The sequence below is a fragment of the Streptomyces sp. NPDC107765 genome (genome assembly GCF_055657085.1).
In genome coordinates this window covers 239,256-254,168 of sequence record NZ_JBVKBL010000010.1, presented here as the reverse complement: position 1 = coordinate 254,168, position 14,913 = coordinate 239,256, and the positions used below count along the sequence as shown (strand labels likewise).

General features: G+C 71.9%; 13 protein-coding genes. 8 read left to right on the top strand and 5 right to left on the bottom strand.

Annotated elements, in window-relative coordinates; translation table 11 throughout:
* Positions 1–249: 249 nt before the first annotated feature.
* Both ACZ7MX_RS24745 and ACZ7MX_RS24740 read left to right on the top strand, forming a co-directional pair.
* Positions 250–444 (top strand): hypothetical protein, encoded by a 195-nt coding sequence (locus ACZ7MX_RS24745; protein ID WP_472135411.1) that lies wholly within the window; start codon positions 250–252, stop codon positions 442–444.
* Positions 445–470: 26 nt separating this feature from the next.
* Entirely contained in the window at positions 471–653 is a 183-nt protein-coding gene (locus ACZ7MX_RS24740) for a hypothetical protein (RefSeq protein ID WP_472135409.1), read from the top strand.
* Between the two features lie 156 nt (positions 654–809).
* Here the strand turns inward: ACZ7MX_RS24740 and ACZ7MX_RS24735 are convergent, their stop codons facing one another.
* From ACZ7MX_RS24735 to ACZ7MX_RS24725, 3 genes are all read right to left on the bottom strand, one after another.
* Positions 810–1,673 (bottom strand): acyl-CoA thioesterase, encoded by an 864-nt coding sequence (locus ACZ7MX_RS24735; protein ID WP_472135407.1) that lies wholly within the window; start codon positions 1,671–1,673, stop codon positions 810–812.
* Between the two features lie 20 nt (positions 1,674–1,693).
* Positions 1,694–2,851, bottom strand: a complete 1,158-nt coding sequence (locus tag ACZ7MX_RS24730; protein ID WP_362149151.1) for an acyl-CoA dehydrogenase family protein — start codon at positions 2,849–2,851, stop codon at positions 1,694–1,696.
* Between the two features lie 131 nt (positions 2,852–2,982).
* On the bottom strand, positions 2,983–3,630 hold the full coding sequence (locus ACZ7MX_RS24725) for an SACE_7040 family transcriptional regulator (protein ID WP_030414056.1): 648 nt from the start codon (positions 3,628–3,630) through the stop codon (positions 2,983–2,985).
* 133 nt (positions 3,631–3,763) lie between these two features.
* Here ACZ7MX_RS24725 and ACZ7MX_RS24720 point away from each other — a divergent pair, with 133 nt between their 5' ends.
* From ACZ7MX_RS24720 to ACZ7MX_RS24705, 4 genes are read left to right on the top strand one after another with little or no spacing between them, the layout of a single operon-like run.
* Positions 3,764–5,407, top strand: coding sequence for a carboxyl transferase domain-containing protein (locus ACZ7MX_RS24720; protein WP_472135405.1), 1,644 nt, complete (start codon positions 3,764–3,766; stop codon positions 5,405–5,407).
* A 5-nt stretch (positions 5,408–5,412) separates the two neighbouring features.
* On the top strand, positions 5,413–7,452 hold the full coding sequence (locus tag ACZ7MX_RS24715; protein WP_472135403.1) for an acetyl/propionyl/methylcrotonyl-CoA carboxylase subunit alpha: 2,040 nt from the start codon (positions 5,413–5,415) through the stop codon (positions 7,450–7,452).
* Positions 7,449–8,390, top strand: coding sequence for a hydroxymethylglutaryl-CoA lyase (locus tag ACZ7MX_RS24710; protein ID WP_472135401.1), 942 nt, complete (start codon positions 7,449–7,451; stop codon positions 8,388–8,390). The genes ACZ7MX_RS24715 and ACZ7MX_RS24710 overlap by 4 nt, the downstream gene beginning before the upstream one ends.
* A gap of 2 nt (positions 8,391–8,392) precedes the next feature.
* A complete protein-coding gene (locus ACZ7MX_RS24705) occupies positions 8,393–9,547 on the top strand; it encodes an acyl-CoA dehydrogenase family protein (protein WP_393569014.1) in 1,155 nt (384 codons plus the stop codon).
* 259 nt (positions 9,548–9,806) lie between these two features.
* On the opposite strand, the gene ACZ7MX_RS24700 is transcribed toward ACZ7MX_RS24705, so the two are convergent.
* Positions 9,807–11,402, bottom strand: a complete 1,596-nt coding sequence (locus tag ACZ7MX_RS24700) for a beta-N-acetylhexosaminidase (RefSeq protein WP_472135399.1) — start codon at positions 11,400–11,402, stop codon at positions 9,807–9,809.
* A 182-nt stretch (positions 11,403–11,584) separates the two neighbouring features.
* Here ACZ7MX_RS24700 and ACZ7MX_RS24695 point away from each other — a divergent pair, with 182 nt between their 5' ends.
* A complete protein-coding gene (locus tag ACZ7MX_RS24695) occupies positions 11,585–11,872 on the top strand; it encodes a hypothetical protein (protein ID WP_030414050.1) in 288 nt (95 codons plus the stop codon).
* A gap of 102 nt (positions 11,873–11,974) precedes the next feature.
* Positions 11,975–13,801: a glutamine--fructose-6-phosphate transaminase (isomerizing) gene (glmS, locus tag ACZ7MX_RS24690; RefSeq protein WP_472135397.1), complete on the top strand. Its 1,827-nt coding sequence runs from the start codon at positions 11,975–11,977 to the stop codon at positions 13,799–13,801.
* Positions 13,802–14,116: 315 nt separating this feature from the next.
* Here the strand turns inward: glmS and ACZ7MX_RS24685 are convergent, their stop codons facing one another.
* A complete protein-coding gene (locus ACZ7MX_RS24685) occupies positions 14,117–14,638 on the bottom strand; it encodes a universal stress protein (RefSeq protein ID WP_030414048.1) in 522 nt (173 codons plus the stop codon).
* Between the last annotated feature and the right edge of the window lie 275 nt (positions 14,639–14,913).

Sequence of the window (14,913 nt, the reverse complement as noted above, 5' to 3'; positions counted from 1 at the left end):
ACTGCCCTGTTGCCGCGTTAGCTGGTCATGCCAGCAGCGATCTGGAGGACTGACCACGATGCCGACTGCATCAAACGCTCACCGCACCCTCGCCGATACCGCTTCGCGCCCACGTACGGCATCCGCCGCCGTACGCACCGATGCAAGATCTCTTTCGTCCGAAGCCCGCGCATTTCGCCTCCGGCACGGCGACCCCATTGGCTGGGACTCCGGCGAGTGGGCCGCCTATCTCGGTCTGGGAGGTGCGTCATGACCACGGGATGGGACGCCGTTCCGGCCGCCAAGACATGGACGGTTGACGAGATCACTGGTAACGCCTGCCCCTGCTGTCACTGTGGCTACAGCCTGGCGCGGGAGAAGATCGCCGGTCCGGACGGCCTGCACGCGTGCCGGCCGTGCGCCGGCCGGCACGGTGTCTGCACGGAAGCAGAGGCCGTCCTGTGAATCCCGGAAATCCGAATCCCAGAAAGTTGCCAGGAGTTGGCGACGAGGTCGAGTACGCCCCGGGGCGGCTGGCCGTCGTCACCGATATCCGCAAGGGCGTCGTTTACCTGCGGAGGTCAGGAATCAGGGAGTGGCCGGTGGAGGACCCGGCTTCCCTGAGGGTGCGGCGGACCCGGGTCGAGCGGATCGCGGCCGGGGACTTCCACTGAGGTGGAGCCCGCCTTCCGGAGCCCACGGGTGGGTGGCGGGGGTGCCATGCCCTAAGCGGCCGATGGCATCCCTAGGGCCGTACGACCACGTCACAACGCAACCGCGGCCGCTGCCCGGCCGACGCCCGCCCCCACCCAGCGGTGCCGCCCGCGCGCCTACCCCCGCGGCACCCGCACAACCCCCTCTTGGATGACCGAGACCGCGAGTTGGCCGTCCTGGGTCCAGATGCGGGCCTGGCCCAGGCCGCGGCCGCCCGAGGCGGAGGGGGATTCCTGGTCGTAGAGGAGCCATTCGTCGGCGCGGAAGGGGCGGTGGAACCACATGGCGTGGTCCAGTGAGGCGCCGACGACGTCGCCGACGGCCCAGCCGCCGCGGCCGTGGGCGAGCAGGACCGAGTCCAGCAGCGTCATGTCGGAGACATAGGTGGCCAGGCAGACGTGCAGCAGGGGCTCGTCGGCGACCTTGCCGCCCGCCTTGAACCAGACCTGGGAGCGCGGGGCGCGCGGCTGCCCGACGGTGCCCCAGGGCGGGGTGTCCGCGTACCGCAGGTCGACCGCGGCGCGGGCCTCGACCAGCCGTTCGGCGATGTCCGCCGGGAGGTGGCGGGGCAGCATCTCGGCGGCCGTCGGCAGGGATTCCGGGTCGGGCGCGGCCGGCATGTCCGTCTGGTGGTCCAGCCCCTCCTCGTACTCCTGGAAGGAGGCGGAGAGGTGGAAGATCGGCTGGCCGTGCTGGACGGCGACGACCCGGCGGGTGGTGAAGGACCGCCCGTCGCGGATCCGGTCGACGGTGTAGACGATGGGCGCGCCGGGGTCGCCGGGACGCAGGAAGTACGCGTGCAGGGAGTGCGGCGGCCGGTTCTCGGGGACCGTGCGGCCGGCGGCGACCAGCGCCTGGGCGGCGACCTGGCCGCCGAAGACCCGGGGCACCAGCGCCGCCCGGCTCTGGCCGCGGAAGATGTCCTGCTCGATCCGCTCCAGGTCGAGCAGATCGAGCAGGGACCGGAGTGCGTCGTTCACGTGCCTGGGCCCCAACGGCCTTACAGGCCCATGGACTTGGCGATGATGGACTTCATGACCTCGCTGGTGCCGCCGTAGATGCGGTTGACGCGGTTGTCGGCGTACAGGCGGGCGATCGGGTACTCGTTCATGAAGCCGTAGCCGCCGTGCAGCTGGAGGCAGCGGTCGATGACGCGGTGGGCGACCTCGGTGCAGAAGAGCTTGGCGGAGGCGGCCTCGGCCGCGGTCAGTTCGCCGGCGTCCAGGGCCTCCAGGGCGCGGTCGGCAACGGCCTCGGCGGCGTCCACCTCCGCCTGGCAGGCGGCCAGTTCGAACTTGGTGTTCTGGAAGGACGCGACGGTCTTGCCGAAGACGGTGCGGTCCTGCACGTACTGCTGCGCGAACCGGACGGCGGCCTTGGCCTGCGCGTACGCGCCGAAGGCGATGCCCCAGCGCTCCGAGGGGAGGTTCTGGCCGAGGTAGTAGAAGCCCTTGTTCTCCTCGCCGAGCAGGTCCTCGACGGGGACCTTGACGTCGACGAAGGCCAGCTCGGCGGTGTCGGAGGTGCGCAGGCCGAGCTTGTCGAGCTTGCGGCCGATGGAGTAGCCCTCGGACGTGGTGTCCACGGCGAAGAGGGAGATGCCGTGGCGGCGGTCCTCGGCGGTGGGCGCGGCGGTGCGGGCGCAGACGATGACGCGGTCGGCGTGCACGCCGCCGGTGATGAAGGTCTTGGAGCCGTTGAGGACGTAGTGCGTGCCGTCCTCGCTCAGCTTGGCGGTGGTCTTCATGCCGGCGAGGTCGGAGCCGGTGCCCGGCTCGGTCATCGCCAGCGCCCACATCTCCTCGCCGCTGACGAACTTCGGCAGGTAGCGCTTCTTCTGCTCGTCGGTGGCGAGCATCTCGATGTACGGCAGGCCGAGGAGGACGTGCACGCCGGAGCCGCCGAAGGTGACGCCCGCGCGGGCGGTCTCCTCGTACATCACGGCCTCGAACTTGTGCGAGTCGATGCCGGCGCCGCCGTACTCCTCGGGCACGCGGATGCCGAAGACGCCCAGCTCGGCGAGCTTGTAGTAGAACTCGCGCGGGACCTGGCCGGCCGCGAACCACTCGTCGTGGACCGGTACGACCTCGGCCTCGATGAAGGCTCGTATGGTCTCGCGGAACGCCTCGTGGTCCTCGTTGAACACCGTACGGCGCATGGTTACGTCGCCTCCTCCAGGTCACCGGCCCAAATGCCGACCAAGCACCGTCTAAGCGCTTGCTCAGCGAAAAGCTACCGGCCGGTCACCTGGACTGTCCAGACCTCAACGACCAGGTGTGCGGCAGCGCACTACGCGCCCGCGGCCACCGGGCCCCCCGCCGCCGGCCCACCCGCCTCCGCCGCCCCGGCCACCGCACCGAAGGCCCCCAGCGCCAGCCGGTGCAGCAGCTCCGCCATCTCCGTGCGGCCCGGGAGGGAGCCGGGGCGGCCCAGGTGGGGGGTGGAGTTCAGCAGGCCGAAGACGGCGTGCACGGCGGCCCGGGCCTGGGACTCGGAGGGGCCCGGGTGGACCCGGCGGACGACCTCCACCCACAGCTCGACGTACTGCCGCTGGAGCTGGCGCACCCGCTTGCGGTCGGCCTCGCGCAGCCGGTCCAGCTCGCGGTCGTGCACGGTGATCAGCGGGCGGTCGTCCAGCGCGAAGTCGATGTGGCCGTCGATCAGCGCGTGCAGCACCGCCTCGGGGTCCTCGCCGCCCTCCGCGACCCGCATCCGGCCGCCCGCGAGGAGCCGCTCGCTGATCCCCACCAGCAGCTCGGCGAGCATCGCGTCCTTGCCCGCGAAGTGGCGGTAGAGCCCGGGGCCGGAGATGCCCACGGCCGCCCCTATCTCGTCCACGCCGACGCCGTGGAACCCGCGCTCGGCGAAGAGCCGGGCGGCCTCCTTCAGGATCTGCTCGCGGCGGCTGGTCGGGGCGGGGGCCTGCGCATTACTCATGCCGTCGATTGTAGACAGCCGGGTTAGTGGTCGTTAACCTGAAGGAAACGACGTTAACGCCCATTAACCCGGATGCCCGGCGGCCGCACACCGCGGTGGCCGGGCGGACGACCGAGCAAGGGGGCTCGTAGTGATGGAGCAGGCACCGGTGCTGGGAGGCGACGGGGCGTCCCTCGGCCGGAGTCCGAGGGACGATCCGGCCTCCGACTCCTGGCGGGCCAACGAGGCCGCACACCGCGAGCTCGCCGCCGAACTGCGCGAACGGCTCGCGGCGGCCCGCCTCGGCGGCGGCGAGAAGGCCCGGGCGCGGCACACCGCCCGCGGCAAGCTGCTGCCCCGCGACCGGGTCGACGCCCTGCTGGACGCCGGCTCGCCCTTCCTGGAGCTGGCGCCGCTGGCCGCGGAGGGGATGTACGACGGGGCCGCGCCGGCCGCCGGCGTGATCGCCGGCATCGGGCGGGTCTCCGGCCGCGAGGTGGTGGTCGTCGCCAACGACGCCACGGTCAAGGGCGGCACGTACTACCCGATGACGGTCAAGAAGCACCTGCGCGCCCAGGAGGTGGCCCTCGACAACCACCTGCCGTGCATCTACCTCGTGGACTCCGGTGGCGCCTTCCTGCCGATGCAGGACGAGGTCTTCCCCGACCGCGAGCACTTCGGGCGGATCTTCTACAACCAGGCGCGGATGTCCGGCGCCGGGATCCCGCAGATCGCGGCCGTCCTCGGGTCGTGCACGGCCGGCGGCGCGTACGTCCCCGCCATGAGCGACGAGGCCGTGATCGTCCGCAACCAGGGCACGATCTTCCTGGGCGGCCCGCCCCTGGTGAAGGCCGCCACCGGCGAGGTCGTCACCGCCGAGGAACTGGGCGGCGGCGAAGTCCACTCCCGTACCTCCGGCGTCACCGACCACCTCGCCGAGGACGACGCCCACGCGCTGCGCATCGTCCGCACCATCGTCTCGACACTCGGCGAGCGGCCCGCCCTGCCCTGGACGGTGCGGCCCGTCGAGGAGCCCGCGGTCGACCCGGCCGGGCTGTACGGCGCGGTGCCGGTGGACTCCCGGACGCCCTACGACGTGCGGGAGGTGATCGCGCGGATCGTGGACGGCTCGCGGTTCGCCGAGTTCAAGGCCGAGTACGGCACGACGCTGGTCACCGGCTTCGCGCACCTCCACGGCCACCCGGTCGGCATCGTCGCCAACAACGGCATCCTGTTCTCCGAATCCGCCCAGAAGGGCGCCCACTTCATCGAGCTGTGCGACCAGCGCGGCATCCCCCTGGTGTTCCTCCAGAACATCTCCGGCTTCATGGTCGGCCGGGACTACGAGGCGGGCGGCATCGCCAAGCACGGCGCGAAGATGGTCACGGCCGTGGCCTGCACCCGGGTCCCCAAGCTCACGGTCGTCATCGGCGGCTCGTACGGCGCCGGCAACTACTCCATGTGCGGCCGGGCCTACTCCCCCCGCTTCCTGTGGATGTGGCCCAACGCCAAGATCTCCGTGATGGGCGGCGAGCAGGCCGCCTCGGTCCTCGCCACGGTCAAGCGCGACCAGATGGAGGCCCGCGGCGAGGAGTGGAGCGCCGAGGAGGAGGACGCCTTCAAGGCCCCCGTCCGCGCCCAGTACGAGTCGCAGGGCAACGCCTACTACGCCACCGCCCGGCTCTGGGACGACGGCGTCATCGACCCGCTGGAGACCCGCCAGGTCCTCGGCCTCGCCCTGACCGCCTGTGCCAACGCCCCCTTGGGCGAGCCGCAGTTCGGCGTCTTCCGGATGTGAGAGGAATGCCCACGACCATGTTCGACAGCGTCCTGATCGCCAACCGCGGCGAGATCGCGGTCCGCGTCATCCGCACGCTCCGTACGCTCGGCATCCGCTCCATCGCCGTGTTCAGCGACGCGGACGCCGGGGCCCGCCACGTCCGCGAGGCCGACACGGCCGTACGGATCGGCCCGGCCCCGGCCGCCGAGAGCTACCTGTCCGTGGAGCGGCTGCTGGACGCGGCCGCCCGCACCGGCGCCCAGGCGGTCCACCCCGGCTACGGCTTCCTCGCCGAGAACGCCGCCTTCGCCCGGGCCTGCACCGAGGCGGGCCTGGTCTTCATCGGCCCGCCGGCCGACGCCATCGAGCTGATGGGCGACAAGATCCGCGCCAAGGAGACGGTCCGCACGGCCGGCGTCCCGGTCGTCCCCGGCTCCTCCGGCAGCGGCCTGGACAACGCCCAACTGGCCGCTGCGGCACGGGAGATCGGCATGCCCGTCCTGCTCAAGCCGTCCGCGGGCGGCGGCGGCAAGGGCATGCGGCTGGTCCGCGAGGAGGCGCTGCTCGCCGAGGAGATCGCCGCCGCCCGCCGCGAGGCCAGCTCCTCCTTCGGCGACGACACCCTCCTCGTCGAGCGCTGGATCGACCGGCCCCGGCACATCGAGATCCAGGTGCTGGCGGACGGCCACGGCACCGTCCTCCACCTCGGCGAGCGCGAGTGCTCCCTGCAGCGCCGCCACCAGAAGATCATCGAGGAGGCCCCGTCGGTCCTGCTGGACGAGGCGACCCGGGCCGCGATGGGCGAGGCGGCCGTGCAGGCGGCCCGCTCCTGCGGCTACCGCGGCGCCGGCACCGTCGAGTTCATCGTCCCGGGCAAGGACCCCTCGGCGTACTACTTCATGGAGATGAACACCCGCCTCCAGGTGGAGCACCCGGTCACCGAGCTCGTCACCGGCCTGGACCTGGTGGAGTGGCAGCTGCGGACCGCCGCCGGCGAGCACCTCCCGTACGCCCAGGACGACATCACCCTCACCGGCCACGCCGTCGAGGCCCGGCTCTGCGCCGAGGACCCGTCCCGCGACTTCCTGCCGACCGGCGGCACGGTCCGTTCGCTCCACGAGGTCGACGGGGACGGGGTGCGCACCGACTCCGGCCTCACCGAGGGCGGCGAGGTCGGCAGCCGGTACGACCCGATGCTCGCCAAGGTCATCGCGCACGGCCCGGACCGGGCGAGCGCGCTGCGCCGGCTGCGGGCCGCGCTGGCCGACACCGTCACCCTCGGCGTGACGACCAACGCCGGGTTCCTGCGGCGGCTGCTGGCCCACCCCGACGTGGTCTCCGGCGAGCTGGACACCGGTCTGGTGGAGCGGGAGGCGGCCGGCCTGGTCGAGGCGGGCGTCCCGGACGAGGTGTACGCGGCGGCCGCGGCGGTGCGGCAGGCCGCCCTCGCGCCCGCGGTGGACGCGGCCGGCTGGCGCGACCCGTTCGCCGCGCCGAGCGGCTTCCGGCTCGGCGGCCGGCCCGCCCCGGTGCGCCACTGGCTGCGGGTGCCGGGCCACGACCCGGTGGTCCGCGAGGTCCTGCCCGGCGGCCCCGAGGACACCGCCGAGGTCGCACCGGACCGCGTCCGGATCACCGTCGACGGGGTGGTGCACACCTTCCACCGCAGCGGCGACTGGCTCGGCAGGGACGGCGACGCCTGGCAGGTGGCCGACCACGACCCGGTGGCGGCCGCACTGCGCGGCGCCGCCGGGGCGCACGGCGCGGACACCCTGGCCGCCCCGATGCCGGGCACCGTCACGGTCGTCAAGGTCGCGGTCGGCGACGAGGTCACCGCGGGCCAGGGCCTGCTGGTGGTGGAGGCGATGAAGATGGAACACGTGATCTCCGCCCCGCACGCCGGGACGGTGACCGAACTGGACGTGACGGTCGGCTCGACCGTCGCCATGGACCAGGTGCTGGCCGTGATCGCACCCGTGGACAGCACCGACGGCACCGACGGCGCCGACGACACAGACGGCTCGGGCGGCGTCGACGGCGCCGACGGGGAGGTGGCGTCATGACCGTCACCGGACTGCCGATGGAGGTCGCCGCGGAGGGCCTGCCCGCCCGCGTGCGCATCCATGAGGTCGGCGCGCGCGACGGCCTGCAGAACGAGCAGACCGTCGTGCCCACGGAGATCAAGGCCGAGTTCGTCCACCGGCTCGTCGACGCGGGCCTGCCGGTGGTGGAGGCGACCAGCTTCGTGCACCCCAAGTGGGTGCCCCAACTCGCCGACGCCGAACGGCTGTTCCCGCTGCTGAGCGACCTCGACCCGCACCGGCTGCCGGTCCTGGTGCCCAACGACCGCGGGCTGGACCGCGCGCTGGCGCTGGGCGCGCGCCGGATCGCGGTGATCGGCAGCGCCACCGAGTCGTTCGCCAAGGCCAACCTCAACCGCACGGTCGACGAGGCGCTGGCGATGTTCGCCCCGGTCGTCGCCCGCGCCAAGGACGCCGGGGTGCACGTCCGCGGCTATCTGTCGATGTGCTTCGGCGACCCTTGGGAGGGCCCGGTGCCGGTCGCGCAGACGGTCCGGGTGTGCCGGGCGCTGCTCGACATGGGCTGCGACGAGCTGAGCCTGGGCGACACCATCGGCGTGGCCACCCCCGGCCACGTCCAGCACCTGCTCGCCGCCCTGAACGAGGCGGGCGTCCCCACCCCGAAGCTGGGCGTGCACTTCCACGACACCTACGGGCAGGCCCTCGCCAACACCCTCGCCGCGCTGCAGCACGGCGTCACCACCGTCGACGCGTCGGCGGGCGGCCTCGGCGGCTGCCCGTACGCCAAGAGCGCCACCGGCAACCTCGCCACCGAGGACCTCGTGTGGATGCTGCACGGCCTCGGTATCGACACCGGCGTCGATCTCGACCGGCTCACCGCCACGAGCGTGTGGATGGCCGGTGTCCTGGGCCGCCCGAGCCCCTCGCGCACCCTGCGTGCCCTCTCCCACAAGGAGTGACCATGTCACTGGACCACCGTCTGCCCGAAGAGCTGGAAGAACTCCGGCGTACGGTCGAGGCGTTCGCGCATGACGTCGTCGCCCCGAAGATCGGCGAGTACTACGAGCAGCATGCGTTCCCGTACGAGATCGTGCAGGAGATGGGCCGGATGGGCCTGTTCGGCCTGCCGTTCCCCGAGGAGTACGGCGGGATGGGCGGCGACTACCTCGCCCTCGGCATCGCCCTGGAGGAGCTGGCCCGGGTCGACTCCTCGGTGGCGATCACCCTGGAGGCGGGCGTCTCGCTGGGCGCCATGCCCCTCTACCGCTTCGGCACCGAGGAGCAGAAGCGCGAGTGGCTGCCCAAGCTGTGCAGCGGCGAGATGCTCGGCGCGTTCGGCCTGACCGAGCCGGACGGCGGCTCGGACGCCGGCGCGACCCGCACGACCGCGGTGCGGGACGGCGGGGACTGGGTGATCAACGGCAGCAAGTGCTTCATCACCAACTCCGGTACGGACATCACCGGCCTGGTGACGGTCACCGCGGTCACCGGCCGCAAGGCCGACGGCTCCCCGCAGATCTCCTCGATCATCGTGCCGTCCGGCACCCCCGGCTTCACGGTCGCCGCCCCGTACTCCAAGGTCGGCTGGAACGCCTCGGACACCCGGGAGCTGTCCTTCTCGGACGTCCGGGTGCCGGCCGGCAACCTGCTGGGCGAGGAGGGCCGCGGCTACGCCCAGTTCCTGCGGATCCTCGACGAGGGCCGGATCGCCATCGCGGCGCTGGCCACCGGCCTGGCACAGGGCTGTGTGGACGAGTCGGTGAAGTACGCGAAGGAACGTCACGCCTTCGGGAAGCCGATCGGCGCCAACCAGGCGATCCAGTTCAAGCTCGCCGACATGGAGATGCGGGCGCACACCGCCCGGCTGGCGTGGCGGGACGCCGCCTCCCGGCTGGTCCACGGCGAGCCGTTCAAGAAGGAGGCGGCGCTCGCGAAGCTGTACTCCTCCGAGATCGCGGTGGACAACGCCCGCGAGGCCACCCAGATCCACGGCGGGTACGGCTTCATGAACGAGTACCCGGTGGCCCGCATGTGGCGGGACGCCAAGATCCTGGAGATCGGCGAGGGCACCAGCGAGGTGCAGCGGATGCTGATCGCCCGGGAGCTGGGGTTCTAGATCCCGTAGGGGGCGGTCGAACAGATCCCGTAGGGGGTGCGAGCGCCCCCTGTGGGCCACAACGGGGTGGGCTCCGGCGGTATTCCGGGACCCACCCCGTGGTGGCGCACGTGACGCTCCGTATGGCGCGGCGCGCGCCGTACGTCGTGCCGCGCACCGCTACGACATGCCGAGCGCCGCTACGTCGTGCCGGGCGCCCTCACGTCGTGCCGCGCACCGCTACGACATGCCGCGCACCGCTACGTCGTGCCGCGCGCCCTCACGCCGTCGGCCAAGGGACTTCCGGTGAGCGGTAGTAGTGGATGCCCAGCGCGTCCCAGCGGGGGCCCTGGGCGGCCAGCCGGTGCTTGTAGGAGTCCCAGTCGTGGCTCGCGCGCGGGGACCAGCCGAGCTCGGCGATGCCGGGGAGCCGCGGGAAGGCCATGTACTCGATGTGCGCGGAGGTGGAGAGGGTCTCGGACCACAGCGGCGCCTCGACGCCGCGGATCGCCCCGCCGGGCGCGCCCTGGAGGTAACTCCCCGGGTCCCAGTCGTACGCCCGCCGGACGCCCACGTAGCCGGCCCAGTTCAGGCCGAGCGGGGTGTCCTTGTCGTACTTCATGTCGAGGTAGGCGCGGTCGGCGGGCGAGAGGATCAGCCCGGTGCCGTTCCGGGCCGCGTCGGTGACCTGCTGCCGCTCGGCCGCGCCGGTGGCGTCGTAGCCCCAGTACTGGGCGAGGGCGCCCTTCACCGGGTGCGCGCCGGTCAGCTGGTGCCAGCCGATCACGGTCTTGCCGTATTTGGCGACCACCGGCTGCACCTTGTCCATGAAGGCGACGTAGTCCGCGTGGCTGGTGGAGTGCGCCTCGTCGCCGCCGATGTGGAGGTACGGGCCAGGGGTGAGCCGGGCGAGCTCGCGCACGACGTCGTCGACGAAGTCGTAGGTCACCTTCTTGGGGACGCACAGCGAGCTGAAACCGACGTGGGTGCCGGTGTAGAGGGGCGGCGCGACGCCGTTGCAGTTGAGGTCGGCGTAGGAGGCCAGTGCGGCGTTGGTGTGGCCCGGCATGTCGATCTCGGGGACGACGGTCAGGAAGCGGTCGGCGGCATAGCGGACGATCTCGCGGTAGTCGTCCTGGCTGTAGTAGCCGCCCTTGCCGCCGCCGACCTGGGTGGAGCCGCCGTAGGTCGCCAGCCGCGGCCAGGAGCGGATGGCGATCCGCCAGCCCTGGTCGTCGGAGAGGTGCAGATGCAGCTTGTTGATCTTGTACATCGCCAGCTGGTCGATGTAGCGCTTCACCTGGTCGACGGTGAAGAAGTGCCGGGACACGTCGAGCATCGCGCCTCGGTAGCCGTAGCGCGGGGTGTCGGCGACGGTGCCGCCGGCGATCCTCCAGAGCCCGGCCTGCTCACGGCGTTCCCCGGCGGCCGGGGGCAGCAGCTGGCGGAGCGTCTGGACGCCGTGGAAGAGGCCGGCGGGCCGGCGGGCGCCGATCGTCACCGTGCGGCCGTCCACGCGCAGCCGGTAGCCCTCCGCGCCGAGGTCCGCGGTGCCCCGGCCGCCGAGCCGCAGCACGATGCCGTCGCCGCCCTTGGTGGTGACCGGCAGGGCGTAGCCGGTGGAGGGGCGCAGCAGGCCCGCCAGATAGCCGGCGATCCGCCGCGCGTCGCCGGAGCCGCCGGGCACCCGGATGCGGGTGCCGGCGCCGATCGTGTACGGGGTGCCGCCCTCGTGCACCGACGCCGGGGCGGGCACGACGTGGTCGAGGGGGACGGTGGGGGCGGCGGCCCGGGCGGCGGCCGGCGGTGCGGCGGCGGTTCCCAGCGCCGCCGCCACGGTCAGCAGCAGCGAGCCCAGTAGTCTGCGTCGTCTCATCGACGGTCCCTTCGGCGAGCGTCGGGCATGTCATGGCATGGAGCGACCGAGCGGTGACCATGCGTACCGCGAGCCTGGAACGCGGTCAAGGTGTAGACCACTTTCCCGCACCCAAATCGGGTACCTGCCCGATATCGGGCAGATTTCTTGCGAATCTTGGCGGCTCCCCGCAGTATCGACGGGTGCTCGAACGCCGGAACCGCGCGGATGCGCCACACGAAGACCTGGTGGACCACCTGGTGCGCAGCACACCGCTGCAGCGCGGTGAGGCCGCCCGGGTGGTGCTGGACGTGCTGGCGTACTTCGACGAGACGACGGAGGAGTTCGTCCGCCGGCGACATCGGGAGCTGCAGTCCCAGGGGCTGCGGAACGAGGAGATCTTCGAACGGATCCGCCACGAGATGCCGCACCGCGCCGTGGCCCCGCCCGATCTCTCCGCCCGCCAGCTGCGCCGCCTCGTCTACGGCTGACCGGTCCACCGCGACCGGTCACCGCCGACCGGGCCACGGCCGGCGCCCGGCAGGCACCGGGCACACCACAACCGACACACGTCTTTCTCGGAGGGTCACTGTATGTGCGGGATCGTCGGATATATCGGCAAACGCGATGTTGCTCCGCTGCTCCTGGAGGGCCTGGCCCGCCTGGAGTACCGCGGTTACGACTCGGCCGGCATCGCCCTCCACGCGAGCGGCACCGGCAAGTCCGCGGGCCTGAAGACCGCCAAGGCCAAGGGCCGGGTCCGGGACCTGGAGGCCCGGCTGCCGAAGCGGTTCGCCGGCACCACCGGCATCGCGCACACCCGCTGGGCCACCCACGGCGCGCCCACCGACGACAACGCCCACCCGCACCTGGACACCGAGGGCAAGGTCGCCGTCGTCCACAACGGCATCATCGACAACGCCGCCGAGCTGCGCGCCCGGCTGACCGCCGACGGCGTCACCTTCGCCTCCGAGACCGACACCGAGGTCCTCGCGCACCTCATCGGCCGCTCCCGGGCCGAGACGCTGGAGGAGAAGGTCCGCGAGGCGCTGCGGCACATCGAGGGCACCTACGGCATCGCCGTGCTGCACTCCGACTTCACCGACCGGATCGTGGTCGCCCGCAACGGCTCCCCGGTCGTGCTCGGCATCGGTGAGCACGAGATGTTCGTCTCGTCCGACGTCGCCGCGCTGGTCTCGCACACCCGCCAGGTCGTCACCCTCGACGACGGCGAGATGGCCACCCTGAAGGCCGACGACTACCGCACGTACACCACCGAGGGCTCCCGTACGACGGCGACGCCGGAGACCGTCGAGTACGCGGCCGAGTCGTACGACCTGGGCGGCCACGACACGTACATGCACAAGGAGATCTCCGAGCAGGCCGACGCGGTGGACCGCGCGCTGCGCGGCCGGATCGACGACCGGTTCTCCACCGTGCACCTCGGCGGCCTCAACCTCGACGCCCGGGAGGCCCGCACCATCCGCCGGGTCAAGATCCTCGGCTGCGGCACCTCGTACCACGCCGGCCAGATCGGCGCGCAGATGATCGAGGAGCTGGCCCGCATCCCCTCGGACGCCGAGCCGGCCTCCGAGTTCCGCTACCGCGACCCGGTCGTGGACCCCGACACGCTCTACGTCGCGGTCTCCCAGTCCGGTGAGACCTACGACGTGCTGGCGGCCGTCCAGGAGCTCAAGCGCAAGGGCGCACGGGTCCTGGGCCTGGTGAACGTGGTCGGCTCGGCGATCGCCCGGGAGACCGACGGCGGCATCTACGTCCACGCCGGCCCGGAGGTCTGCGTGGTGTCCACCAAGTGCTTCACCAACATGGTGGTCTCCTTCGCGCTGCTCGCCCTGCACCTCGGCCGGATCCGCGACCTGTCCGTCGCGGACGGCAAGCGGATCATCGAGGGCCTGCGCAAGCTGCCCGGCCAGATCGACGAGATCCTCAAGGGCGAGGACGAGATCAAGAAGCTGGCGGCGCGCTACGCGGACGCCAAGTCGATGATGTTCATCGGCCGGGTCCGCGGCTACCCGGTGGCCCGTGAGGCGTCCCTGAAGCTCAAGGAGGTCTCCTACATCCACGCCGAGGCGTACCCGGCCTCCGAGCTCAAGCACGGCCCGCTGGCCCTCATCGAGCCCGCGATGCCGACCGTCGCGATCGTGCCGGACGACGACCTGCTGGAGAAGAACCGCGCGGCCCTGGAGGAGATCAAGGCCCGCAGCGGCCGCATCCTGGCCGTCGCGCACCAGGACCAGGAGAAGGCCGACGACACCATCATCGTGCCGAAGAACGAGCCCGAGCTGGACCCGATCCTGATGGGCATCCCGCTCCAACTGCTCGCCTACCACACGGCGTTGTCCCTCGGCCGGGACATCGACAAGCCCCGCAACCTGGCCAAGTCCGTAACGGTCGAGTAGTCGCCCGTCGGCGACCGCGTCGCGCGCGTGCCACCATTACGCGCGCGACGCCGCCGCCTCCCCTGTGCCGGCGTCGCCCAAAACGCCGGCGGGATGCCACCGCCTGGGAACCGTCACCTCCCGGCCGGCAGCACGCAGTTGCCGTGCGCGCGGCCGCCGGGCCCGTGGTGCGGCGCGCCCACGTGACCGTTTTCTACCCTTCTTTGGCGCACAATCCACCTCTTCGGCTTCACAAGAGATGAGGAGGGTGCCGACCCGGTCCGTTCTTGACGCCTCCTCAACTGTGCACGGGAGGCGGGGAGAAGAAGCGATCCGTCAGGGGATCACGATGACCGGGCGCTGCGCCCGGCGCGCCAGTCGTCCCGCGACCGAGCCGAAGATCCGGCCGACGATGCCGTGCGTCGAGCCGACCACGATCGCGTCGGCCTCGTACTCCCGGCCGACCTCCTCCAGCTCGTGGCAGATGTCGCCGCCGCGCTCGACCAGGATCCAGGGCACCTCGGAGAGGTGGTCCGCGCAGGCCAGCTCCAGCCCGAGCACCTCGGTGCGGTGGTCCGGTACGTCGACGAAGACCGGGGGCTCGCAGCCCGCCCAGACCGTCGTCGGGAGCCGGTTGGCGACGTGGACGATGATCAGTCCGGCGCTGTGCCGCCGCGCGATACCGATTGCATACGCCAACGCGCGTTCGCTCGACATGGAGCCGTCGAAGCCGACCACGACGCCGTGCCGGAATGCCGGATCGCAGGAGTGGCGCGTCTTTTCCGCCGCTTCCAGGTCCGCCATCGGATCGGCGACCTGCTTGCGGTCCGCGGGTTCGGGGATTTCGTGACCGGCCATTGGTGTCTCGGCGAGGACGTCCTCTTGCGGAGGGGCGAACGGGGAACGGCGATTGACTTGATCCGGCAGTTGACTGAGCTGGCTCGATCGAGGCTCGGGAGCCATAGTTCAAAGAGGAACGATACGACTGGGAATCATCTTCCCAAGCCGATACCCCAAGAGTACGGCGCCACTCCCCCGCTGCCCAGAGCCCGCCGCGGGCACCGGGTGCCCGGACGAGGTGGACCGGGGGCCTCGAACGTTCCCCGGAGCATGCCGGAGCGTGGCCCGGATGG

Coding starts and splice junctions, on each gene's coding strand:
- ACZ7MX_RS24700 (WP_472135399.1), bottom strand. CDS start 11,402: ATGAGACGACGCAGACTACTGGGCTCGCTGCTGCTGACCGTGGCGGCG.
- ACZ7MX_RS24705 (WP_393569014.1), top strand. CDS start 8,393: ATGTCACTGGACCACCGTCTGCCCGAAGAGCTGGAAGAACTCCGGCGT.
- ACZ7MX_RS24730 (WP_362149151.1), bottom strand. CDS start 2,851: ATGCGCCGTACGGTGTTCAACGAGGACCACGAGGCGTTCCGCGAGACC.
- ACZ7MX_RS24720 (WP_472135405.1), top strand. CDS start 3,764: ATGGAGCAGGCACCGGTGCTGGGAGGCGACGGGGCGTCCCTCGGCCGG.
- ACZ7MX_RS24685 (WP_030414048.1), bottom strand. CDS start 14,638: ATGGCCGGTCACGAAATCCCCGAACCCGCGGACCGCAAGCAGGTCGCC.
- ACZ7MX_RS24715 (WP_472135403.1), top strand. CDS start 5,413: ATGCCCACGACCATGTTCGACAGCGTCCTGATCGCCAACCGCGGCGAG.
- ACZ7MX_RS24725 (WP_030414056.1), bottom strand. CDS start 3,630: ATGAGTAATGCGCAGGCCCCCGCCCCGACCAGCCGCCGCGAGCAGATC.
- glmS (WP_472135397.1), top strand. CDS start 11,975: ATGTGCGGGATCGTCGGATATATCGGCAAACGCGATGTTGCTCCGCTG.
- ACZ7MX_RS24710 (WP_472135401.1), top strand. CDS start 7,449: ATGACCGTCACCGGACTGCCGATGGAGGTCGCCGCGGAGGGCCTGCCC.
- ACZ7MX_RS24745 (WP_472135411.1), top strand. CDS start 250: ATGACCACGGGATGGGACGCCGTTCCGGCCGCCAAGACATGGACGGTT.